The organism is Streptomyces sp. NRRL B-3229 (assembly GCF_000719505.1).
In the GTDB taxonomy this organism is placed as follows: domain Bacteria; phylum Actinomycetota; class Actinomycetes; order Streptomycetales; family Streptomycetaceae; genus Streptomyces; species Streptomyces griseorubiginosus.
Genome location: NZ_JOGP01000001.1, coordinates 20,195 through 41,971, shown reverse-complemented (window position 1 = coordinate 41,971; position 21,777 = coordinate 20,195). Strand labels below are relative to the sequence as shown.

The following is a 21,777-nucleotide window of genomic DNA, read 5'->3' as shown; positions in this document are numbered from 1 at the left end:
GAACGGCCACCCGAGGTGAGAGGTGGCCATGGCGAACACAAGAGACACATCAGCATCACAGGATTCACGGAAGCCCCCCAGAGGGGAAGAAAAGGACACGGACGAGAACGTGACGGACCAGCGACGGCCCAAGCCGATGGAGGTGCTGCGCCAGGCGCGCGCCCAGCTCTCCGAGCTGACCGGCATGACGGCCGAGAACGTCTCCTCCTTCGAGCAGACCGAGGACGGCTGGTCGGTGGAGGTCGAGGTCCTCGAACTCTCCCGTGTTCCCGACACGATGAGCCTGATGGCGAGCTACCAGGTCGAGCTCGACCCCGAGGGTCAGCTCACCGGCTACCGCCGCATCCGCCGCTACGAACGCGGGCGGGCCGACGCACACAGGCAGGGCGGTCGCTAGACCGCCCGCATCGGACATCCGTTCACGACACCACCGACAAGGAGGCATGGTCGGCATGACCGTCGTTCCGGCACAGCAGGGCGGTGGAGGCGGCTCCAGCGGTCTCTACGACGTCCTTGAACTGGTCCTCGACAGGGGGCTCGTCATCGACGCATTCGTTCGAGTCTCCCTCGTGGGCATCGAGATCCTCAAGATCGACGTACGGGTCGTGGTGGCCAGCGTCGACACCTATCTGCGCTTCGCCGAGGCGTGCAACCGACTCGACCTGGAGTCCGGGCCGCACAAGAGCCCGGGCCTGCCCGACATCATGGGCGAGATCACCGAGTCCGGCGCGCGCGGCAAGTCCAAGGGGGCGCTCTCCGGCGCCGCGGAGACCATCTCCGACGCCTTCAAGCAGGCGCGTGAGGGGGACGGTCAGAGCGAGTCGCGGCCGCGCACCCGTAAGTCCACCGCCTCGCGCAGGAAGGAGGAGCAGGAGTGAGCACGTACGTCTACGGCATCATCGCCGCCTCCCACCCCGACCTCCCCGAGGGGCTGGCAGGGGTCGGCGATCCCGCGATGCCGGTGCGGGTGCTGAAGGAGGGCGAGCTGGCGGCCGTCGTCAGCGAGGCCCCCGAGGGGCTGCGGCCCAAGCGCCGTGACCTGCTCGCCCACCAGAACGTGCTGAGCGAGGCGGGCGCGGAGGGTTCCGTGCTGCCCATGCGGTTCGGCAGCGTGGCACCGGACGACGACACCGTCACCTCGGTGCTCGCGGAACGCGCCGACCACTACCAGGAGCGGCTGCGCACCCTCGACGGCAAGGTCGAGTACAACGTCAAGGCCACGCACGACGAAGAGGCCGTACTGCACCGCGTGATGTCCGACAACCCGGAGATCCGCTCCGCCACCGAGGCCAACCGGCAGGCGGGCGGCGGCAGTTACGAGGACCGTCTCCGGCTCGGCGAGATGGTCGTGGCCGCGGTCAAGGCCCGTGAGGCCGAGGACGCGGAGGAGGTGCGCCAGGTCCTGGAGCCGGCTGCCGAGGCGATCAGCGTCGGGCCCGAGTCCAGCGGCTGGCTGGCCAACGTGTCCTTCATGGTGGCGCGCGACGACGCCGCGTCCTTCCTCGAGGAGGTGGACCAGCTCCGCAAGAGCCATCCGCACCTCGACCTGCGGGTCAACGGCCCGCTCCCGCCGTACAGCTTCGTCGAACCCGGACCGGGTGAGCCGGCGGGCACCACGGTGGGCATCGACCACGCGGAGGAGTGAGCCGGTGTGGGTCTCATCGGAGAGGTTCTGCTCCTGCCCTTCGCCCCGGTGCGCGGCAGCGCCTGGGTGATCAGACAGGTGCTGAACGAAGCGGAGCGCCTCTACTACGACCCGGCAGCGGTCCGGGCCGAGCTCGCCCGGCTCGAGGAGCGTCTTGAGGCGGGCGAGATCGACGAGGAGGAATTCGACCGACAGGAGGACGAGCTCCTCGAACGACTGGAGATCGGCCTGCGCGGCGGCGCGGGGACTGGCGACGGGACGACACGATGAACCGAGTGGGAATGGGCCTCGCGGTAGGGGCCGGATATCTCCTGGGACGTACGAAGAAACTGAAACTGGCCTTCGCGGTCGGCTCGATCGTGGCCGGCAAGCGGATGCACCTCAGCCCGAAGATGGTCGCTGACCTGGTCTCCCAGCAACTGCTGAAGAACCCGCAGTTCAAGGAGATAGGCGACACCCTCCGCGAGGATCTGAGGGGCGTCGGCAAGGCGGCCTCCGGGGCCATGGTGGAGCGGCAGCTCGACGCGATCGCCGACCGGCTGCACGGCCGGACCGCCCAGGTCCGCGACCAGCTCTCCGATGTGGCGCCGGAGGTGCCCGGCCTCCAGGACGACGACTCCGAGGAGGACGAGGAGCCGGACGAGGAGGAGACTGGCACCAGGGGCGGCAAGGACGCCGAGGCCGACGACGAGGTCGACGACGACGCCGAGGCGGAAGCCGACGACGAGGCCGACGACGAGTCGGACGAGGCCCCGGCCGCCGCGAAGAGGACGGCCAAGAAGGCCCCCGCCAAGAAGTCGGCGGCCAAGAAGGCCCCCGCGAAGAAGGCGCCGGCCAGGAAGGCGCCGGCCAAGAAGGCGTCCCAGAGCCGGACGGCCGGCCAGAAGACCGCGGCCAAGAAGACCACGGCGAAGAAGACGGCCGCCAAGAAGACGACCGCGGCCAGGGGAGCCGGCCGAGGCACCCGGGCCCGCATGCCGAAGGGAGGCGATGAGTGATGACCGATACCGTCGGATCCGCACGCGACGCCACCGACAAGGCGAAGAGCAACCCGCTGACCGAGGTGGCCCACAGCGAGGCCGCAGACCGGCTCAAGGCCGAGGTGCAGGAGTACGTCGCCGCACAGGCCCAGCGCATGCTGGTCGGCGTCGGCCGCAAGCTGGGCGAGACCACCGGCAAGCTGAACGACATCGCCGAGGGCAACAGCCCCGGGTTCGCCAAGCTCGCCCTCGACGGCGGCAAGAAGCTCGCCGAGGGCAAGGGGCCGCTGCGCAGCGCGCTGGAGCTCGGAGCGGGCAAGGCCAAGGACAGCGTGGTCGGCGCCTTCAAGAACCTCGGCGGCGGCAAGGGCAAGAAAAAGGGCGGCTCGGGTCAGAAGCCCACGGTGATCATGGAGTTCATTGACGTGGGCGTGGATCTGCGCACCGCCTACGACCAGTGGACGCAGTACCAGGACTTCTCGACCTTCGCCAAGGGCGTCAAGAGCGCGAACCGCGCCGACGACACCCACACCGACTGGCAGGCGAAGATCTTCTGGTCCTCCCGGAGCTGGAAGGCGACGACCACCGAGCAGGTCCCCGACGAACGGATCCAGTGGACTTCGGAGGGCGCCAAGGGCAGCACCAAGGGCGTTGTCTCCTTCCACAAGCTCGCCGACAACCTCACCCGCGTCCTGCTGGTGATCGAGTACTACCCCAGTGGCCTTTTCGAGAAGACCGGCAACATCTGGCGCGCCCAGGGCCGTCGGGCCCGCCTCGACCTCAAGAACTTCGCCCGGTTCATCACCCTCAAGGGCGAGGCCGAGGACGGCTGGCGCGGCGAGATCCAGGACGGCGAGGTCGTCAAGAGCCACGAGGACGCGGTGGCCGAGGAGGAAGAGGAGAACGCCCAGGACGACGAGGGCGCCGAGGCCTCCGAGGACGAGGACACCGAGCCGGACGACGAGTTCCAGGACGAGGAGGAAGAGGACGGGGAAGCCCCGGACGGGGAAGCCGAGGACGAGTACGAGGAGTACGACGAGGAGGAGCCGGAGGACGAGCTCGCCGAGGACGAGGAGCCTGAGGACGAGCTGCCCGAGGACGAGGAGGCCGAGGACGAGCTGGCCGAGGACGAAGAGCCCGAGGACGAGCTCGCCGAGGACGAGGAAGAGGCTCCGGAGGACGAGGAAGAGTACGCCGAGGGCGGGAGCCGTCGATGAGCATGCCCAGCCGGCTCCCGGACCCGTACGGCCAGGGGAGCGGAGCGAACCTGGCGGACATCCTGGAGCGAGTGCTGGACAAGGGCATCGTGATCGCGGGTGACATCCGCATCAACCTGCTCGACATCGAACTGCTCACCATCAAACTGCGGCTGATCGTCGCCTCGGTCGACAAGGCCAAGGAGATGGGCATCGACTGGTGGGAGGACGACCCGGCCCTGTCCACCAAGGCCCGCCGCGACGAACTGTCGCGGGAGAACGCCGAGTTGCGCGAGCGGCTGGCCCGGTTGGAGGAACTCGAGCCCCGCCGGGCCCAGGAGGAGGGTTCATGACCGGACTGCGTTACGTCTACGCCGTGTGCCGTCCCTTCGGCGCCGCCCTCCAGTCCCAGCTGACGGGACTGGGGGGCGATCCGCCGCGGCTGCTCACCCACCACGGTCTGATCGCCGTGGTGAGCCATGTTCCGGAGCGGGACTTCGCCGAAGCCCCGCTCCGGGCCCATCTGGAGGACCTCGAGTGGCTGACCGCCACCGCGCGGACCCACCAGCTGGTCATCGACGCGCTCACCGCCGTCACCACCCCGCTGCCGCTCCGGCTCGGCACCGTCTTCCGGGACGACAGCGGCGTACGGACGATGATGGAGGCGCGCGAGGAGGACTTCCACCGCATCCTCGACCGGGTGCAGGGCCGGGTCGAATGGGGCGTGAAGGTCTACGCCGAGTCCGAGAAGCACGAGCCGGAGCGGACGAAGCCCGCGCAGCCGGCGTCCGGCCGTGACTATCTCCGGCTGCGGCGGCAGCAGACCAGGGCGACCGAGGACAGCTGGCAGAAGGCGGAGTCCTTCGCGACCCGTATTCACGACATGCTGTCCGCCCACGCCGAGGATTCCCGACTGCACGCCCCGCAGAACGCCACGCTTTCCGGTGCCCCCGGACGGAACGTCCTCAACGCCGCTTATCTCGTACCGCGCACGGCTTCCGAGGAATTCGTGGAACTGGTGGACCACATGAAGGACGACACTCCGGGAATGCGCGTGGAACTCACGGGCCCGTGGGCCGCGTATTCCTTCACGCAGCTCAGTGAGGAGGAGCGCCCGTGACCGTGATCGAACGGCGCGAGGTGGCCCTGGTCGACCTCCTCGACCGGCTGCTGGCCGGCGGGGTCGTCATCACAGGGGACATCACCCTGCGCATCGCGGACGTCGACCTCGTCCGCATCGACCTGAACGCGCTGATCAGCTCGGTCAACGCGCAAGTGCCCTCACCCTGGGGAGACTGACGTGACGGCCCGACCCAACCGGCTGGACCTGGAGCCCGACACCGTCGAGCGGGACCTGGTCAAGCTGGTCCTGACCGTGGTGGAGCTGCTCCGGCAGCTCATGGAGCGCCAGGCGCTGCGCCGGTTCGACGAGGGCGACCTGAGCGAGGAGCAGGAGGAGCGGATCGGGCTCACCCTGATGCTGCTCGACGACCGCATGACCGAGCTGCGCGAGCGCTACGGCCTGCGGCCCGAGGACCTGAACCTGGACCTCGGGCCGCTGGGACCGCTGCTTCCCCGGGAGTGACGCCGGAAGACTCCGGAGGCACGGTTCCGGGGTCCGTCACCACCTGTACCAGCGGCCTCTGCCGCCGCCCGATGTGGTCCCACGCATCAGGAATCCCAGCAGCCACAGGACCAGCAGGGCCAGCGCGATCCACCAGAGAATCTTCACTGCGAATCCGGCACCGAAGAGAATCAGTATCAGAAGCAGTACGAGCAGGATGGCAATCATGATCTGAACCTCCTGCATTCCAGGTTTCCCTATTGCGGTGTTTCAGGCGTCTTTCTTGGCTTCTTTTCTGCACAGGATTTCCCCGTGCAGAACACAGAACCAGCCGTCCTCCTGTTTTCCCCATTCCCGCCAGGCGTCCGAGACGGCCCGCAGTTCCCGTCCGGTGGCGTGGCCGCCCTCGGTGGCCCGCTCCGCGTACGCGGAGGCCAGCGTGCGGTCCGCCCACAGCCCGCTCCACCACTGGCGTTCCTCGGCGGTCGAGTAGGTCCAGGTGCTGGAGGTCGCCGTGACGTCCGTCAGCCCGGCCCGCAGCGCCCAGGACTTCAGCCGGCGCCCGGCGTCCGGCTCCCCGCCGTTGGCTCGGGCCACCCGGCGGTACAGGTCCAGCCAGTCGTCGAGCCCCCCGGAAGCCGGGTACCAGGTCATGGCGGCGTAGTCGCCGTCGCGGACGGCGATGTAACCGCCCGGCTTCGTGACCCGTGCCATCTCCCGCAGCGCCCGCACCGGGTCGCCGACGTGCTGGAGCACCTGGTGGGCGTGGACCACGCAGAAGGTGTCGTCGGGGTAGTCGAGGGCGTGCACGTCCGCTACCGCGAAGTCGATGTTGGCCAGGCCCCGCTCGGCCGCCGTGGCCCGTGCCTGGTCCAGGACGCCCGGCGCGTGGTCCACGCCGGTGACGTGCCCGTCGGGGACCAGCGCGGCCAGGTCGGCGGTGATCGTGCCCGGACCGCAGCCGATGTCGAGGATCTTCATGTGGGGCTTCAGCGAGCCGAGCAGATAGGCCGCCGAGTTGGCGGCGGTGCGCCAGGTGTGCGAGCGGAGCACGGACTCGTGGTGCCCGTGGGTGTAGACGGCTGTCTCCTGCGGTCTGTCCTGAGGATTCGACATGACTGAACGGTACGCCCGCATGTCGCATGGTGAGACCCATGTATTGCCATGTGGACTGACGGCTCGTCAGGCAGGGGATATGGGTTTGCCCGTCTCCTGTCCTCCCCCTGACAATGCCGCCCATGGGACATCTGGAAGCCGCGCACCTCGAGTACTACCTCCCGGACGGGAGGGCCCTGCTCGGCGATGTGTCGTTCCGGGTGGGGGAAGGGGCCGTCGTGGCGCTCGTCGGGCCCAACGGGGCCGGCAAGACGACGCTGCTGCGGCTGATCTCCGGGGAGCTGAAACCGCACGGCGGGACCGTCACCGTCAGCGGCGGCCTGGGGGTGATGCGCCAGTTCGTCGGGTCCGTACGGGACGAGACGACCGTACGGGACCTGCTGGTGTCGGTGGCGCCGCCGCGGATCCGCGAGGCCGCCCAGGACGTGGACCGGGCCGAGCACCTGATCATGACCGTCGACGACGAGGCCGCCCAGCTGAAGTACGCGCAGGCCCTCTCCGACTGGGCCGAGGCCCGCGGCTACGAGTACGAGACGCTGTGGGACGTGTGCACCACGGCCGCGCTCGGGGTGCCGTACGACAAGGCGCAGTTCCGGCAGGTGCGGACGCTGTCCGGCGGTGAGCAGAAGCGGCTCGTCCTCGAGGCGCTGCTGCGCGGCACCGACGAGGTGCTGCTGCTCGACGAGCCGGACAACTACCTCGACGTGCCCGGCAAGCGCTGGCTGGAGGAGCGCCTGAAGGAGACCCGCAAGACGGTCCTCTTCGTCTCCCACGACCGCGAGCTGCTGTCCCGGGCCGCCGAGAAGATCGTGTCGGTGGAGCCCTCGCCGACCGGCGCGGACGCCTGGGTGCACGGCGGCGGTTTCTCCACCTACCACGAGGCACGGAGTGAACGTTTCGCCCGCTTCGAGGAGTTGCGCAGGCGCTGGGACGAGAAGCACGCCCAGCTGAAGAAGCTGGTGCTGAACCTCCGTCAGGCCGCCTCCATCAGCCATGAGTTGTCCTCCCGCTACCAGGCCGCCCAGACCCGCCTGCGCAAGTTCGAGGAGGCCGGGCCGCCGCCCGAGCCGCCGCGCGAGCAGGACATCACGATGCGGCTCAAGGGTGGCCGTACCGGCGTAAGGGCCGTCACCTGCAAGGGGCTTGAGCTCACCGGGCTGATGAACCCCTTCGACCTGGAGGTGTTCTACGGCGAGCGGGTCGCCGTCCTCGGCTCCAACGGCTCCGGCAAGTCGCACTTCCTGCGGCTGCTGGCCGGGGACCCGACCGTGGCGCACACGGGGGAGTGGAAGCTCGGCGCGCGGGTCGTGCCGGGGCACTTCGCGCAGACCCACGCCCACCCCGAGCTCTTCGGGCGTACCCTCCTCGACATCCTGTGGAAGGAGCACGCCCAGGACCGCGGCGCCGCGATGTCCCGGCTGCGCCGCTACGAGCTGACCGGACAGGCCGAGCAGAGCTTCGACCGGCTCTCCGGGGGCCAGCAGGCCCGCTTCCAGATCCTTCTCCTGGAGCTCCAGGGCGTCACCGCGCTCCTCCTGGACGAGCCCACGGACAACCTCGACCTGGAGTCCGCGGAGGCCCTCCAAGAGGGCCTGGAGGCCTTCGACGGCACGGTCCTCGCGGTCACCCACGACCGCTGGTTCGCCAAGTCCTTCGACCGCTACCTGGTCTTCGGCTCGGACGGACGCGTGCGCGAGACCGACGAGCCGGTGTGGGACGAGCGGCGCGTGGAAAGGGCCCGGTGACCGTCGGCCACCGGGCCCTTCCGGGGCGTCTCAGGCCCAGCGCAGCAGCGCGCCGAGGCCGCCCACCGGCGCTTCCCCGGCCGAGGCGCCGTCGGCCGGCGTGACCGAGAGCGCGGGCGCGCCCGTCGCCACCGCCGACCTGATCAGCGCGTCGTCCGCACGGGCCGACCAGGAGTTCTGCTCGCCGAGGATCTTCAGCTCCGTACGGCGGACCGCCAGCTGGTCGGGGTCCTCGCCGATCCACACCGTGCGGTGCGCGTCGGGGCCGTCCGGTCGGACGAGGAGTTCGTGGATACGGTGCTCACGCGCCGCCTCGACCAGCGCGGGCACGCCCTCCACGGCGCCGGGACGCCCGTCCTCGCCCGGCGCGCGGGCCGCGAGGAACCGTTCCAGCTCCCGTTCCGCGCGCTGCCGCACCTGACCGGTGCGGGCCCGCTCCACGTCCTCGTCGAGCAGCCTGCTGCCGGCGCCGTGCTCGGCCTCGACGACCAGGTCGTGCAGCCGCTTCGGGAGCCGGTCGTGCACCGACCGCTTCTCGCGCTCGTCACCGACCAGGATCAGCAGGTCGGCGCCGGTCTCCTCCTGGCAGACGGCCAGTGCGTCGGCGATCTCGGCCGCGTTGTGCTCCCAGGTGTTCTCCACCCGCAGCTGGAAGTGCCGCTCCGACCAGTCGGCCGTGCCCGTGCGGTGCACCGGCCACTGCTTCCCGGTCACCGAACCGGCGTCCTCGCGGCCCAGCGCCCCGCGCAGCTCGAAGTCGGCGCCCTTGCGGTCAACGTACGCCACCACGCAGACCGGGTCCTCCCCGGCCAGCTCCAGCAGCGGCGCGGTGTGCGGCAGCGTGCCCCAGCGGACCACGTCGGCCTCGGGGGACCTGGTCAGCGGGGGTTCGAGGACCACCTCGCCGGCCCGGGCGAAGACGGCCCTGCCGTGCGGCTCCGCCGAGGGCCGCAGCTCCTCCAGTGCCTCCCGCACCGCCACGCAGGTGTCCTCGTCGGCCCCCTGCCTGGACAGTTCCCGGGCGACCGCGACCGCCGCGAGATGCCGTTCGTGGGGGGCGTCCTCCGTGCGGGGCGGGGTGCCGACGTACACGGAGGCCCAGGGGCCCTGATGTTCGTAGAGTGGATGCAGAAAGGCGAGATCCATGATTTCCCTCCCGGATGCCGTTCGGGGGCAGTGCGGTAGTGCTCGCCGGGCGGGTACCCGAAGCGCATGGACGAACACGACGAGCGGGGTACCACCATGAACGGAGTCGACCCCAGCCGGTTGGACGATCAGCAGCTGATGAAGGAGCTGGAGACGATCCACCGCACGCGGCACGACACACTGCTCTACGGCTCGAACGACGCGCTCCGGGCGCACAACGACCGCATGGCGGGCCTGGAGGGCGAGTACCTGCGCCGCAACCCCGACCGGACCGTGGCCGCGGGCCGCACCCGGGAGGGGGCACGGGAGCGGAAGCCGGGGGAGTCGGTTACTCCGGGGGAGGACTGACCGGGCATCCCGGCGAGGCCGGAAGCGACACGCTCGCGAGGCCGGAAGTGACACGCTCGCGAGGCCGGGAGTGACACGCTCGCGAGGCCGGGAGTGACACGCTTGCGAGGCCGGGCGCGGCAGTCCCTGGCCCGGAACGGCGAACGGTGACCCGCCGATCGCATGATCAGCAGGTCACCGTCGACGTGCCACGAGGGCTCAGTGACGCGTGGGCGGCCGGTCCCAGTGCCGGTGCGCGGCGATCGCGGCCACGAACGCGTCCAGGAACTCCTCGCCCGCCGCACCCGGCGACGTCTCCGTGACCACGCCCAGGTCGGACTCCACGTGGTGGAACTCGGCGGACAGCCGCAGCCCCTCCGGCTCCAGGGCCGACAGGATCCCCACGCCCGAGCCGAGCGCGCCGATCGGCTTGCCGTGCCGGTAGGCGTCCCGGACGAACCGCATCGCGTCGGGGTCGGCGGCGGCCGGCGGGGTGCCCACGGGCCCGCCCGGCAGCAGGACGGCGTCGTACAGCACCGACGCCACGGTCGGCAGCGCCCGGTCGACGGTGTACAGCTCGCCGTCGGCCCCCCGCACCTCCCCGTCGACCGGGGCCAGCGCCTCCACGATCGCGCCCTCGGCGGCCAGCCGCTCCCGCACCGAGGTCACCTGCTCGGCGTCGATCCCGTCGGTGACCAGGACCGCGATCTTCCGGGTGCGGATCGAGCCGTCGCCGCGCTGCTGTTCCAGGCTGAGCGCGGGAGAGGCGGACTTGGAGGCCGAGGCGGCTTCGGCGGCCTCGGCGGCGGGTCCCGACGGCTGCGGCACGCCGATGCCACGGGCCACCTCGGCCGCCAACTCGCCGTTCACCTTGGCCAGTTGCTCAACCGTCCGGGCCCGCACCGCCCGGGCGTCCACCTTGCCCAGCTCGAAGCGGAACGCCTCGACGATGTGCTGCTTCTCCCAGTCGCTCATGCTGTTCCAGAACAGCGCCGGCTGGCTCCAGTGGTCCTGGAAACTGGGGCTGCGCCGCCGGATCTTGTGCCCGTCGACGCGCTCGGTGTAGTGCGTGAAGGCCTTCCCGTCGACACCGGCGTGGGCCGGGCAGCCACCGCCGAGGGAGTTCGGGAAGTAGTTCGTGCCCCGGTGGATCGCGCTCTGGTGGGCGCCGTCGCGCTGGTTGGTGCGCACCGGCGCCACCGGCCGGTTCACCGGCAGCTGCGCGAAGTTGGGACCGCCGAGGCGGGTCAACTGGGTGTCCAGGTAGGAGAAGTTGCGGGCCTGGAGCAGCGGGTCGTTGGTGAAGTCGATGCCGGGCACCACGTTCGCGGTGTGGAAGGCGACCTGCTCGGTCTCCGCGAAGAAGTTCTCCGGGTTGCGGTCGAGCACCATCCGGCCGATCGGCCGTACCGGCACCTGCTCCTCCGGGATCAGCTTCGTGGCGTCGAGGAGGTCGAAGTCGAAGGCGAACTCGTCCTCCTCCGGCACCAGTTGCACCCCAAGCTCCCACTCCGGGTACTCGCCGGCCTCGATGGCGTCCCACAGGTCACCCCGGTTGAAGTCCGGGTTGCGGCCCTGGCACTCCTGCGCCTCGTCCCACACCAGCGAGTGCGAGCCCAGCCTCGGCTTCCAGTGGAACTTCACGAAGGTGCCCTTGCCCTCCGCGTTGACGAAGCGGAAGGTGTGCACGCCGAAGCCCTGCATCATGCGGTAGCTGCGCGGGATCGCACGGTCCGACATCAGCCACATGATCGCGTGCAGGGTCTCCGGCTGGAGCGACACGAAGTCCCACAGGGTGTCGTGCGCGGAGGCGCCGGTGGGCATGTCGTTGTGCGGCTCCGGCTTCACCGCGTGCACGAAGTCCGGGAACTTGATGCCGTCCTGGATGAAGAAGACCGGGAAGTTGTTCCCGACCAGGTCGTAATTGCCCTCGGACGTATAGAACTTGGTGGCGAATCCGCGCACGTCCCGCACGGTGTCCGCGGAGCCCTTCGGCCCCTGCACGGTCGAGAACCGCACGAAGACTGGGGTGCGGACCGCCGGGTCCTGGAGAAAGGCGGCCCGGGTGAACTCGGCGCAGGACTCGTACGGCTGGAAGTACCCGTAGGCGCCCGCGCCGCGCGCGTGCACCACCCGCTCCGGGATCCGTTCGTGGTCGAAGTGGGTGAGCTTCTCCCGGAAGTGGAAGTCCTCCATCAGCGTCGGACCGCGCTCACCCGCAGTGAGCGAGTCGTCGGTGTGGTCGACCTCGACGCCCTGGTCGGTGGTGAGCGGCCCGGCGGCCGGGTCGTCGGCGTGGAAGTCCTCACGCTGACGCTGCTTGCGGTCGGCGGACGCGGTGGCGTCCTGGTCGGTGCGGTCCATCAGGCGGCCTCCTGGGCGAACACATCGAGGAACGTCTGGCAGAACGCCTTGAGGTCGTCCGGCTTGCGGCTGGTGACCAGCTTGTTGTTCCCGTGGTCGCAGACCTTCACCTGCTCGTCCACCCAGGTGCCGCCCGCGTTGCGGATGTCGGTCTCGAGACTTGGCCACGAGGTGAGCACCCGGCCCCGGACCACGTCCGCCTCGATCAGCGTCCAGGGCGCGTGGCAGATCGCGGCCACCGGGCGCCCCTGGGTGAAGAAGTCCCGCACGAACGCCACGGCCTTCTCGTCCGTCCGCAGGAAGTCGGGGTTGGCCACTCCGCCGGGCAGCACGAGGGCGCCGAAGGAGTCCGCGGACGTCTCACCCACGACCTCCTGCACGGGGAAGGTGTCCGCCTTGTCGAGGTGGTTGAACGCCTGGATCTTCCCCGGCTCCGTCGAGACGAGCACGGGCTCGTGGCCCGCGTCCACCGCGGCCTGCCACGGATCGGTGAGCTCGATCTGCTCGACGCCCTCGGGTGCGGTCAGAAACGCGATGCGCATGATGGTCAACGTCCTTTCTTGGAAAGCTTTTTCCTTGCACGAGCCGTGCGCGCGCAGCGCAGCAGCTCCTCCCCGTACGGCAGCAGCACGCACGCCCCGATCGCGGCGCCGATGCCCGTCAGATAGCCGGGGGACAGCGGCCGCCTGCGCGGCACCAGCCGCCAGGCGTCCTTGTGGCCCCTTCCGCCCCGCGCCAGCGACTTGACCTGGTCGGCGTGCAGACACATCAGGGCGGCCAGCGCGCCGAACGGCAGCGACTCCAGGAAGCTGTGGATGTGCTGCTCCAGCGGCCTGACCTCGCGGTCGCTGTCGACGGCCGTCCTCACGTCCCACAGCGCGGTCGCCTCGTGGACCGCGGCCCCGCCCAACTGCACGGTCAGCAGCAGGGGGTTGACCTCGTAGCGCAGGGTCAGCGCGATGGGCAGGCCCACCTCGGCCATCATCAGGGTGGGGGTGCCCCCACGTCCTTTCGGGCAGTGGGGGAGGATGAGGGATTCCTTGGTTCCCGAGGTGTCCTCGATGCGGGTGCGCCGGTGCATCACCCAGTCCGCGAGCCCCGGCTCGAACCAGCCGGGCAGCAGGCCGTACAGGAGATAGCGGGTGGTGACGTCGCCGACGTCCACGGTCGTCCCGGCGGCGATCTCCGCGGCCCGGTCCCTCACAGCAGGTCCCTGGGGTCGGCCCCGGGCTCCGGGTCGGGCTCCGCGCGGCTGATGTCGGCGAGCGCCGAGCCGGGGTCCCGGTCCGCGGCGAGGTCGCCGAGGCTGACCATGCCGACGGGCAGACCGTCCTCCACGACCGGCAGCCGCCGCACGGCGTGCGCCCGCATCAGCGCCGCCGCCTGCGTCACCGGGTCGCCCGGGGCCACCGTCACCGGATCCGGGGTGCACACCGACCGGGCGCTCACCGTCGACGGGTCGGTGCCGTCGGCGACGGCCCGGATCGTGATGTCCCGGTCGGTGAGCACCCCGACGACCTCCTGGCCGTCGGCCACGACCACGTCGCCGATGTCCTGCGAGCGCATCAGACGCGCCGCCTCGACCAGCGAGGCGTCCGGGCGGACGGCCACCACCCCGGGCGTCATCACGTCCCGCACGAGCGCGGCCGTCACGGCGTGCCCTCCGTTCCGGTGAGTGCCCGCGCGAGCTCCTGGACGTTGGCGTAGTGCTCCTTGGGCGGCAGCCCCGCCACCGCCTCGGCGAGGGCGTCGGGGGCGTTCTGGCGGCGCAGCACCCGCACCAGCTCCACGGGGCCGGCGGGGAACGAGGTGCGGCCCAGGATCCGGGCCAGTTCCAGTCGGACGCCCTCCAGGGACGCCCCCGCGCCGCCCGGTACCACGGGGCCTCCCCAGACCTGCGGATCGTCGTCGGCGGTCGGCTCCGGGTCGTTCCACTCCTCGCTCCGGGTGGGGTGCCCGGAGCGGAGCAGACCCTGGAGTTCGTGCTTCATCTCGTCGTCGCGGTGGCGGCTCAGCCGGTCGCTGCCTCGCTGCATGTCTCCACTCCAGATCTTCGGGTCCGCACCGCGTACCCGAGGACCGGAGGCCGACACGGGGTTTGTCCGGCCGAAGCAGGGGGTTTGTCCGGCGGAAGCGGGGAGACCCGATGCAGACCCCCCGCGCACCTCCCCTGGGAAGGACTGGCGATGGTCGTCCTCGCCGCGCTCATACCGATCCTGATGCTCGCAGCCCTGCTCGCGCTCGGCCGCTACGAGGAGCTGATGCTCCCGGCTCCGGAGGCCGACCGGCTCGAACCGGCCGCCCTCCCGGTCGGACCGAAGGAAACAGTTCGATTCCCTTGACCTTGACCTTGACCTGGGAGCTCAGCTCTTGTGGGGCGTGGAGACGGTTGCTCGGCTGAGGCTTTCGCTTGACACCCTCACCATATCGGTAACAGTGTATCCATTATGACTCCCTGGTCTGAGCCCCAGCCCGATTCCCGGTTCGCCGAGGTGGACGGCCTGCGGATCCACTACAAGCGTGCAGGGCACGGCCCGGCACTCGTACTGCTGCACGGCAGTGCCTCATCCCTCCAGCACTTCGACCGCGCGACGGATCTGCTGTCGGAATCGTTCGACGTCATCCGTCCCGACCTGCCGGCGTTCGGACTGACGGGCCCGCGCAAGGACCGCGACTACCGCGTTCCGGTGTACGCCGCGACGGTGGCCGGCTTCCTGGAGGCGCTGGGCGTGCCGCGCTACGCGGTGGCCGGCAATTCCCTGGGCGGCAACATCGCCTGGAACCTCGCACTGGATCATCCGGAGCGGCTGACCGGCCTGGTCCTGGTCAATGCCACCGGCTATCCGGAGAAGACGGTGCCCGCGGGGATGCGCCTGACCCGCAACCCGCTGGTGCGGCCGCTGCTGAGGCGGGTGATGCCACGCGGGGCGCTCGAACGCAACCTGCGCGAGGCCGTCGGGCCGCATTCGCGGATCGTGGACGACGCCATGGTGGACCGCGCCCATCAGCTCATGAGCCGCCCCGGTAACCGCTCGGCCTTCGTCGACTTCTGCAACACCGACCAGCCGGACCGCAGCGCGCAGATCCCCCGCGTCACGGTGCCCACGCTGGTGCTGCGCAGCGCGCGCATCGACGGCCAGCACTTCGCCCGCGACATCCCCGGCGCCCAGGAACTCGTCCACCCCCACGGCGGACATCTGCTGCCGGAGGAGGAACCGCAGTGGGTCGCGGACGTGATGACGAAGTTCCTCGGCTCCTGCGCCGACACCCCCGCGAACTGAGAACAAGGGGGCCCGAGGACGGGGATGCGGTCCCTCCGTGGCTACTTCACTTCTTCTCCCGCCCCGGCAGGAACTCCTGCACCTTCGCCTTGAAGCCCTGCTTCACCATGGATCCGGCGTCGGCGTCACCCTTGAGGATCGCGGCGGCCGTGGCCTCCATCTGCTCCCAGGTCGCGTGCGGCGGGATCGGCGGTACGGCCGGATCCGTCAGGAACTCCAGCACCGCGGGCCCGTCCGCCGCGAGACCGGCCCGCCAGGCCGCCTCGACGTCCTCCGGCTTCTCCACCCGGATCCCGGTCAGGCCCAGCGAGCGGGCGAACGCGGCGTACTGCACGTCCGGAAGCTGCTGCGAGGGCAGGAACGACGGAGCGCCCTCCATGGCCCGCATCTCCCAGGTCACCTGGTTGAGGTCGTGGTTGTTCCAGACGGCGATGATCAGCCGCGGATCCTCCCACAGCTCCCGGTACTTGGCCGCCGTGATGAGCTCCGCCATGCCGTTCATCTGCATCGCCCCGTCCCCGACCAGGGCGATCGCCGGCCGGTCCGGGTGCGCGAACTTCGCGCCGATCGCATACGGCACTCCCGGGCCCATCGTGGCCAGCGTGCCGGACAGCGAGGAGCGCATGCCCGGCCGCATGGTCAGGTGCCGGGCGTACCAGTTGGCGGTGGAGCCGGAGTCCGAGGTGACGATCGCGTCGTCCGGCAGCAGCGGGTCCAGCGCCCGGGCCACGTACTCGGGGTTGATCGGGTCGGCCGACTGCTGCGCCCGCCGGTCCATCACGTCACGCCAGCGTTTGACGTTGTCGCACACGGTCGCGTACCACTTGCGCTCACCGCGCTCCGCGTCCAGCATCGGGATCAGCCGCTGGAGCGTCGCCTTCGCGTCGCCGACCAGGTTCACCTCGTAGGGATAGCGCATCCCGATCATGTGCGGGTCGATGTCGATCTGCACCGCCCGCGCCTTGCCGAACTCCGGCATGAACTGCGTGTAGGGGAACGACGACCCGATGGTCAGCAGGGTGTCGCAGTCCCGCATGAGTTCGTACGACGGACGCGTGCCCAGCAGCCCGATCGAGCCGGTGACGTACGGGAGTTCGTCGCTCAGGACGTCCTTGCCGAGCAGCGCCTTGGCGACCCCCGCGCCGAGCATCTCGGCCACCCGCTCCACCTCGGCCCGCGCCCCGGCCGCGCCCTGACCGATCAGGATCGCGGGCTTCTCACCGGAGTTGAGGATCTCCGCGGCCCGCTGGAGCGACTCCTCGGAGGGCACCGTGGTCCAGTTGCTGCGGCCCAGGCTGGACGGCACCATCTTGAACTCGTGCGTGGGCGGCGCGTAGTCGAGCTCCTGGACGTCCCCCGGGATGATGATCGCGGTGGGACAGCGACGGGCGTACGCGGTGCGGATCGCCCGGTCCAGGACGTTCGGCAGCTGCTCCGGGACCGTCACCGTCTCCACGAACTCCGAGGCGACGTCCTTGAACAGGGTGTGCAGATCGACCTCCTGCTGGTACGACCCGCCCATCGCCGTGCGGTGCGTCTGGCCGACGATCGCCAGCACCGGCACATGGTCCAGCTTCGCGTCGTACAGGCCGTTGAGCAGATGGATCGCCCCGGGCCCCGACGTGGCCGCGCACACTCCGATGCGCCCGCTGAACTTGGCGTAACCGACCGCCTCGAACGCGGACATCTCCTCGTGCCGGGACTGCACGAACCGCGGCTGGTTGCCGGCCCGTCCCCAGGCCGCCAGCAGACCGTTGATGCCGTCGCCCGGATAACCGAAGACATGGTCCACACCCCACTCGCGCAGCCGCTCGAGGATGTGATCGGACACCTTGGTGCTCATGTGCTGACCTCCCGGACATAGATGGCACAGGCAGCAGCCCTACGAGTCACCCTGCGTGCTCCGGGAAAACCTTCCCCCGGTGTTTGGCGCGAGGGGCCGGGGGCAGGCGCAGTCCCAGTGCTTCGGACCGGAGGCACACCCGTGGGAGCGGCCCCCCTGCCGCCACGGTCGCGCCCGTCCGGTCACCCCTCGCGGACGCGCTCCCACCCCCGATCGTCCACCCAGAGCACGATCTAGGGAGTTGCGACGCTGATGCCCACTTCAGTGAGCGCGAAGCACCACCCGCACGACGACGCCCCCGACACCGCCGAGGCCTTCCGCAGGCTCGCCGAACTGCCCCCGGGGCCCGAGCGAGACGCCCTGCGCGGACGGCTCGTGGAGGCCTGGCTGCCCATGGCCGACCGGCTCGCCGGCCGCTTCCGCAACCGTGGCGAGACCCTCGACGACCTGCGCCAGGTCGCCGCGCTCGGCCTGGTCAAGGCCGTCGACCGCTACGACCCCGGCCTCGGCAACGCCTTCGAGAGCTACGCCGTGCCCACCATCACCGGCGAGATCAAGCGGCACTTCCGCGACCACATGTGGACACTGCACGTGCCGCGCCGGGTCCAGGACCTGCGCAACCGGGTCCGTTACGCCGTCCAGGACCTCTCGCAGACCATCCCGGGCCGCGGGCCCACCGTCCCCGAGATCGCCGCGCACGCGAGCATGAGCGCGGACGAGGTCCTGACCGGCCTGGAGGCCCTGGAGAGCTTCACCGCGCTCTCCCTCGACGCCGAGCTGCCCGGCAGCGAGGACGGCTACTCGCTCGCCGACGCCCTCGGTTCGGCCGACCCCGCGCTGGACACGGTCGTCGACCGCGAGTCCGTCAAGCCCCGCCTCGCCGCGCTGTCCGAGCGGGAGCGGACGATCCTCTACATGCGGTTCTTCGCCGACATGACCCAGAGCCGCATCGCCGAGCAGCTGGGCATCTCCCAGATGCACGTCTCCCGCCTGATCAGCCGCTGCTGCGGCCGGCTGCGGGAGCAGATCATGCGGGATACGGGGGCGTGAGCGCGGGGGGTGTTCCCTGAGGGGAGCGCCGAGGGTGGTTCTGCCCGGGAGTGGGGGCGGCGTGAGTGGGCCTGCCGATGACGGGCGGGGCAGATTCTGTCGTCGGCCCGGGTCCGGCGGTGGTCGCGCCTGTGGGATGCGGGGCGGTCTCCGTCGGCTTCTTGTCACCCGGTCGGCCCCCGCCGTCCCGCCAATGGACTCCGGCCGCGCGCGGGACGGGGGAGGGCGGGCTGTGATGGCTGCGGGTGCGACCGTCGTGCCCCGGCCCAGTCGTCGTATCCCCGACGCCCGACGACGGGCCCCGCAGCCGTCGGCCGAAGGAGTCCGCCCCATGCGCCGCACCGCCCGTCTCCGGGCCCTGTCCGTCGTCCTTCCCGTGCTAGGGATCGCCCTGGGCGGCACCGCGCACAGCGCATTCGCGGATCCGTCCGCAGAGGTCAGCCCCGGCAGTGTCCAGCCGGGCGGCAGCGTCACGGTGTCCGTGTCCTGCGACCCCGGCACCGGTACGCCCCCCGCCACCCTCGACGCCACCTCCGAGGCCTTCGAGACGGAGACCGTACGGCTGCAACTGGTGCCCGGCAACGAGGACGCGGTCACCGGCCCCGCCTACAGCGGCACCGCGCAGGTCTCCGCCGACCAGGAGCTCCAGGACGGCGCCGGCGGTGTCGGACCGGACTCCGCGTGGACCGTCGACGGCACCTGTCCCACCGCCGACCGCGCGCCCGGCAAGGCCTGGAGCGCCACGTTCACCGTCACCCGGGGCACCGGCACCGGAACGGGTACCGCCACCGACAGCCACCGCCCCTGCGCCGAGCCGAGCGTGGAGCCGTACACCACGCAGCACACCGAGCCACGCACCGACGCCTGCGCCGCCGCCGTCGTCCAGCGTCCGGTCCGGGCCGGCCAGGGTGGCAGCTTCACCGACAGCGTGCCCGCCCTGGTCGCCGGAGGACTGCTGATCACGGGCGCCGCCGGCGGCGCCGTGTACCGGCTGCGCCGCAAGGTCCCGACGAGAGACACCTGACAGGCCCCACGGGCCGGGCAGGCCCCGGCCGAAACGTCAGGACGGTGTGACGGGCGCAACCCGCACGGGCGGCCATGGCCCCTCGGCACCGTGGGTACTCAGATCGCGAGGAGCGCGACAGACGCGACAGGCGGGGCAGGACGAGACGGCGGACCCGACGAGCCACCGCGGAGCGGCTGACGGAGGTGACCATGCGGACCGACCCGAAGGACCACGGCCCCGTCCGCTACGGCCCCCCGCTCCCCGACGACGGACTGCCCGTACTGCCCGAGCTCACCGCAGTCCTCGCCGCCGCGGCCGCCCGCCCCCGGGCCGAACCGGTCGGCGGCGGCACCCCGCTCCTGGAGGCCGCCTGCGACTACACCGCCCGGCGCGGCCTGCTCGTCCGGCCCGACCATGTGGCCGCCGCCCCCGGCGCCCCAGCCCTGCTGCTCGCCCTGACCGCCGCGCTGGGCGGTGACGTCCTGGTGCCGCGGCCCTGTGCCGCCTGGTGGGCGCCGTACGCGCGCCTGCTGGGCAGGCCCGTCTTCCACGTGGCGACACCTGCCGAGTGCGGCGGTGTCCCGGACCCCTACGCCCTCCTGGAGACCGTGCGCCGGGTGCGCGCCGAGGGCGGTGACCCGCGGCTGCTGGTGCTGTCCGTCGCCGACGACCCCACCGCCACCGTCGCCCCGCCCGAGCTCCTCCACGAGACCGTCGAGGCCGCAGCGGGCGAGGGCCTGCACCTGGTCAGCGACGAGACCTGGCGCGACACCGTGCACGCCCCGCACGAGACGGTCCCGCTCAGCCCCGCCGACATGCTGCCCGACCGGGTCACCGTCGTCACCGACCTGGCCGGGGCTCTGCTGCCGACCGGCTGGCCCGCCGCGATCGCCCGCTTCCCGGCGAACGGCAGCGGGGACGGCCTCCGCGCGCGCGTGCTGGACGTCCTGACCGCCCTGGGTGCCCGCGTCGCCGCCCCGGTCGCCGCGGCCGCGGCCCACGCCCTCACCGAGCCCGAGACGGTCACCGCGCACCGCGCGGCCGTCGTGAAGCTCCACGCGCGCGTGGCAGCCGCCGCGCACGCCGCCGTCGTCGGCGCGGGTGCCTTCTCGCTGCCCCCGCGGGCCGGCCGCCACCTCTACGTCGACCTCGGCCCGCTGCGCCCCGCCCTCACCGCCCAGGGCGTCGGCGACGCGCAGGACCTGGAGGACCTCCTCACCACCCGGCTGGGCATGCCCGCGCCCGGCGGCCACCGCTTCGGCGACGACCTCGGCGCCCTGCGCGTAAGGCTGGCCACCGGCCCGCTGCTCGGCGACTCCGACGAGGAACGCGCGGAATGCCTCACGTCACCCGCCCCGTTGGAACTGCCACACGTGCAACGCAAGTTGATGACCTTGAAGTCGGTCTTCGACGACCTCCGCGACGACGCTCAGCGATGGGAGCCTCCTCGATGACGCAGCAGTCCGAGTCGACCACCAGCACCCGGGTGGCCGACGAACCCCCGGCCCCGTCCTCCGTCGCGCCCGCAGCCCCGCCACTCGCCGAGCCCCGACCCCTGGGTGAGCGCAGAGTGTGGCCGCGGTCCTTCCACGACCGACTGACCGCCCCGCTGCCCGGCCTCAAGGCCATGGCCCGCTTCGCCCGCGAAGGCGCCGTACGCCCCGGCCCCGAGGGTCTCGCCGACATCCCGAAGCTGCCCTACGCCCCCGCCCCGCTGCCCGCCGTCGATGCTCGCACGGTCGCCGTCTCCTGGGCGGGACACGCCAGTTGGGTGGTCCGGATCGGCGGGCTGACGGTCCTCACCGACCCCGTCTGGTCCCGCCGAATCCTCGGCACCCCGGCCCGGGTCACCCCGGTCGGCATCGACTGGCACGCACTGCCCCGCGTCGACGCCGTCGTCATCAGCCACAACCACTACGACCACCTCGACGCCCCGACCCTGCGCCGCCTGCCGCGCGACACCCCGGTCTTCGTCCCGGCCGGTCTCGCCCGCTGGTTCCACCGCCGCCGCTTCACCGCGGTCACCGAGCTGGACTGGTGGGAGGCGGCCGAACTCCGAGGTGTCCGGTTCGACTTCGTCCCCGCCCACCACTGGTCCAAGCGCTCCCTCACCGACACCTGTCGCACGCTGTGGGGCGGCTGGGTCCTCACCGCGCAGGACGGACAGCGCGTGTACTTCGCCGGCGACACGGGCTACGGCCACTGGTTCTCCCGCATCGGCGACCGCTACCCCGGCATCGACCTCGCCCTTCTCCCCATCGGCGCCTACGACCCCCGCTGGTGGCTCAGCGACGTCCACTGCGACCCGGAGGAGGCGGTCCGGGCGGCCCAGGACCTGGGCGCCCAGCGCATGGCCCCGATGCACTGGGCCACGTTCGTCCTGTCGGCGGAACCGGTGCTGGAGCCGCTCACGCGGGTGCGGGCGGCATGGGAGAAGACGGGCCTCGATCGTGAGAACCTGTGGGATCTGCCGGTGGGGGGTTCCCGAGTGCTGTCGTAGCAAGGGGCGAGCGG

At 71.3% G+C, this 21,777-nt stretch carries 27 protein-coding genes; 18 read left to right on the top strand and 9 right to left on the bottom strand.

Going from position 1 to position 21,777, the window contains the following annotated elements:
- Positions 1-28 precede the first annotated feature (28 nt).
- From IF54_RS39295 to IF54_RS0100175, 10 genes are read left to right on the top strand one after another with little or no spacing between them, the layout of a single operon-like run.
- Entirely contained in the window at positions 29-397 is a 369-nt protein-coding gene (locus IF54_RS39295; RefSeq protein WP_030313122.1) for a gas vesicle protein, read from the top strand.
- 55 nt (positions 398-452) lie between these two features.
- Positions 453-878, top strand: a complete 426-nt coding sequence (locus IF54_RS0100215) for a gas vesicle structural protein GvpA (protein WP_028808892.1) — start codon at positions 453-455, stop codon at positions 876-878.
- Complete coding sequence (locus tag IF54_RS0100210; protein ID WP_030313118.1) at positions 875-1,645, top strand: GvpL/GvpF family gas vesicle protein; 771 nt, start codon at positions 875-877, stop codon at positions 1,643-1,645. The genes IF54_RS0100215 and IF54_RS0100210 overlap by 4 nt, the downstream gene beginning before the upstream one ends.
- A gap of 6 nt (positions 1,646-1,651) precedes the next feature.
- The gene (locus tag IF54_RS0100205) at positions 1,652-1,915 is read left to right on the top strand and encodes a gas vesicle protein GvpG (protein ID WP_030313116.1); all 264 of its coding nucleotides are present in this window, start codon (positions 1,652-1,654) and stop codon (positions 1,913-1,915) included.
- Entirely contained in the window at positions 1,912-2,643 is a 732-nt protein-coding gene (locus tag IF54_RS42615; protein ID WP_030313115.1) for a hypothetical protein, read from the top strand. The genes IF54_RS0100205 and IF54_RS42615 overlap by 4 nt, the downstream gene beginning before the upstream one ends.
- Positions 2,643-3,842 (top strand): SRPBCC family protein, encoded by a 1,200-nt coding sequence (locus tag IF54_RS0100195; RefSeq protein WP_030313114.1) that lies wholly within the window; start codon positions 2,643-2,645, stop codon positions 3,840-3,842. The genes IF54_RS42615 and IF54_RS0100195 overlap by 1 nt, the downstream gene beginning before the upstream one ends.
- On the top strand, positions 3,839-4,174 hold the full coding sequence (locus tag IF54_RS0100190) for a gas vesicle protein (RefSeq protein WP_020133314.1): 336 nt from the start codon (positions 3,839-3,841) through the stop codon (positions 4,172-4,174). Before IF54_RS0100195 ends, IF54_RS0100190 begins: the two co-directional genes overlap by 4 nt.
- Positions 4,171-4,941 (top strand): GvpL/GvpF family gas vesicle protein, encoded by a 771-nt coding sequence (locus IF54_RS0100185; RefSeq protein WP_030313113.1) that lies wholly within the window; start codon positions 4,171-4,173, stop codon positions 4,939-4,941. Before IF54_RS0100190 ends, IF54_RS0100185 begins: the two co-directional genes overlap by 4 nt.
- Entirely contained in the window at positions 4,938-5,120 is a 183-nt protein-coding gene (locus IF54_RS0100180; RefSeq protein ID WP_020133312.1) for a gas vesicle protein, read from the top strand. The genes IF54_RS0100185 and IF54_RS0100180 overlap by 4 nt, the downstream gene beginning before the upstream one ends.
- A gap of 1 nt (position 5,121) precedes the next feature.
- Entirely contained in the window at positions 5,122-5,406 is a 285-nt protein-coding gene (locus IF54_RS0100175; RefSeq protein WP_020133311.1) for a gas vesicle protein K, read from the top strand.
- Between the two features lie 36 nt (positions 5,407-5,442).
- Here the strand turns inward: IF54_RS0100175 and IF54_RS0100170 are convergent, their stop codons facing one another.
- Positions 5,443-5,613, bottom strand: coding sequence for a hypothetical protein (locus tag IF54_RS0100170; protein ID WP_030313111.1), 171 nt, complete (start codon positions 5,611-5,613; stop codon positions 5,443-5,445).
- A 42-nt stretch (positions 5,614-5,655) separates the two neighbouring features.
- Complete coding sequence (locus IF54_RS0100165) at positions 5,656-6,501, bottom strand: class I SAM-dependent methyltransferase (protein WP_030313109.1); 846 nt, start codon at positions 6,499-6,501, stop codon at positions 5,656-5,658.
- A gap of 122 nt (positions 6,502-6,623) precedes the next feature.
- Between IF54_RS0100165 and IF54_RS0100160 the strand changes: the two genes are divergently transcribed.
- Entirely contained in the window at positions 6,624-8,246 is a 1,623-nt protein-coding gene (locus tag IF54_RS0100160; RefSeq protein WP_030313108.1) for an ABC-F family ATP-binding cassette domain-containing protein, read from the top strand.
- Between the two features lie 30 nt (positions 8,247-8,276).
- Here the strand turns inward: IF54_RS0100160 and IF54_RS0100155 are convergent, their stop codons facing one another.
- Positions 8,277-9,392, bottom strand: coding sequence for a Vms1/Ankzf1 family peptidyl-tRNA hydrolase (locus IF54_RS0100155; protein WP_030313107.1), 1,116 nt, complete (start codon positions 9,390-9,392; stop codon positions 8,277-8,279).
- 66 nt (positions 9,393-9,458) lie between these two features.
- Between IF54_RS0100155 and IF54_RS0100150 the strand changes: the two genes are divergently transcribed.
- A complete protein-coding gene (locus IF54_RS0100150) occupies positions 9,459-9,740 on the top strand; it encodes a DUF6158 family protein (RefSeq protein WP_030313106.1) in 282 nt (93 codons plus the stop codon).
- Between the two features lie 198 nt (positions 9,741-9,938).
- Here IF54_RS0100150 and IF54_RS0100145 read toward each other — a convergent pair whose 3' ends face one another.
- The 5 genes from IF54_RS0100145 to IF54_RS0100125 are packed head-to-tail and all read right to left on the bottom strand — an operon-like array spanning position 9,939 to position 14,119.
- Positions 9,939-12,083 (bottom strand): catalase, encoded by a 2,145-nt coding sequence (locus IF54_RS0100145; RefSeq protein ID WP_030313105.1) that lies wholly within the window; start codon positions 12,081-12,083, stop codon positions 9,939-9,941.
- Positions 12,083-12,625: a type 1 glutamine amidotransferase domain-containing protein gene (locus IF54_RS0100140; RefSeq protein WP_030313104.1), complete on the bottom strand. Its 543-nt coding sequence runs from the start codon at positions 12,623-12,625 to the stop codon at positions 12,083-12,085. Before IF54_RS0100140 ends, IF54_RS0100145 begins: the two co-directional genes overlap by 1 nt.
- A gap of 5 nt (positions 12,626-12,630) precedes the next feature.
- A complete protein-coding gene (locus tag IF54_RS0100135; RefSeq protein ID WP_037819001.1) occupies positions 12,631-13,287 on the bottom strand; it encodes a hypothetical protein in 657 nt (218 codons plus the stop codon).
- On the bottom strand, positions 13,284-13,736 hold the full coding sequence (locus IF54_RS0100130) for a CBS domain-containing protein (RefSeq protein ID WP_030313102.1): 453 nt from the start codon (positions 13,734-13,736) through the stop codon (positions 13,284-13,286). The genes IF54_RS0100135 and IF54_RS0100130 overlap by 4 nt, the downstream gene beginning before the upstream one ends.
- Positions 13,733-14,119, bottom strand: coding sequence for a DUF2795 domain-containing protein (locus tag IF54_RS0100125; protein ID WP_030313100.1), 387 nt, complete (start codon positions 14,117-14,119; stop codon positions 13,733-13,735). Before IF54_RS0100125 ends, IF54_RS0100130 begins: the two co-directional genes overlap by 4 nt.
- A 150-nt stretch (positions 14,120-14,269) precedes the next feature.
- Here IF54_RS0100125 and IF54_RS42890 point away from each other — a divergent pair, with 150 nt between their 5' ends.
- A complete protein-coding gene (locus IF54_RS42890) occupies positions 14,270-14,425 on the top strand; it encodes a hypothetical protein (protein WP_199821159.1) in 156 nt (51 codons plus the stop codon).
- A 105-nt stretch (positions 14,426-14,530) separates the two neighbouring features.
- Complete coding sequence (locus IF54_RS0100115) at positions 14,531-15,364, top strand: alpha/beta fold hydrolase (RefSeq protein ID WP_030313098.1); 834 nt, start codon at positions 14,531-14,533, stop codon at positions 15,362-15,364.
- Between the two features lie 46 nt (positions 15,365-15,410).
- On the opposite strand, the gene IF54_RS0100110 is transcribed toward IF54_RS0100115, so the two are convergent.
- Positions 15,411-17,207 carry a thiamine pyrophosphate-requiring protein gene (locus IF54_RS0100110; RefSeq protein ID WP_030313096.1) on the bottom strand — a complete coding sequence of 599 codons (1,797 nt, stop codon included), beginning with the start codon at positions 17,205-17,207 and terminating at the stop codon, positions 15,411-15,413.
- A gap of 252 nt (positions 17,208-17,459) precedes the next feature.
- Between IF54_RS0100110 and IF54_RS0100105 the strand changes: the two genes are divergently transcribed.
- The 4 genes from IF54_RS0100105 to IF54_RS0100090 all read left to right on the top strand — a co-directional run bounded on the left by IF54_RS0100105 (position 17,460) and on the right by IF54_RS0100090 (position 21,763).
- Positions 17,460-18,257, top strand: a complete 798-nt coding sequence (locus tag IF54_RS0100105) for an RNA polymerase sigma factor SigF (RefSeq protein ID WP_030313094.1) — start codon at positions 17,460-17,462, stop codon at positions 18,255-18,257.
- A gap of 331 nt (positions 18,258-18,588) precedes the next feature.
- On the top strand, positions 18,589-19,281 hold the full coding sequence (locus IF54_RS0100100; RefSeq protein WP_030313092.1) for a hypothetical protein: 693 nt from the start codon (positions 18,589-18,591) through the stop codon (positions 19,279-19,281).
- A gap of 191 nt (positions 19,282-19,472) precedes the next feature.
- On the top strand, positions 19,473-20,717 hold the full coding sequence (locus tag IF54_RS0100095) for an aminotransferase class I/II-fold pyridoxal phosphate-dependent enzyme (protein ID WP_030313090.1): 1,245 nt from the start codon (positions 19,473-19,475) through the stop codon (positions 20,715-20,717).
- Positions 20,714-21,763: an MBL fold metallo-hydrolase gene (locus IF54_RS0100090; RefSeq protein WP_030313088.1), complete on the top strand. Its 1,050-nt coding sequence runs from the start codon at positions 20,714-20,716 to the stop codon at positions 21,761-21,763. The genes IF54_RS0100095 and IF54_RS0100090 overlap by 4 nt, the downstream gene beginning before the upstream one ends.
- Positions 21,764-21,777 lie beyond the last annotated feature (14 nt).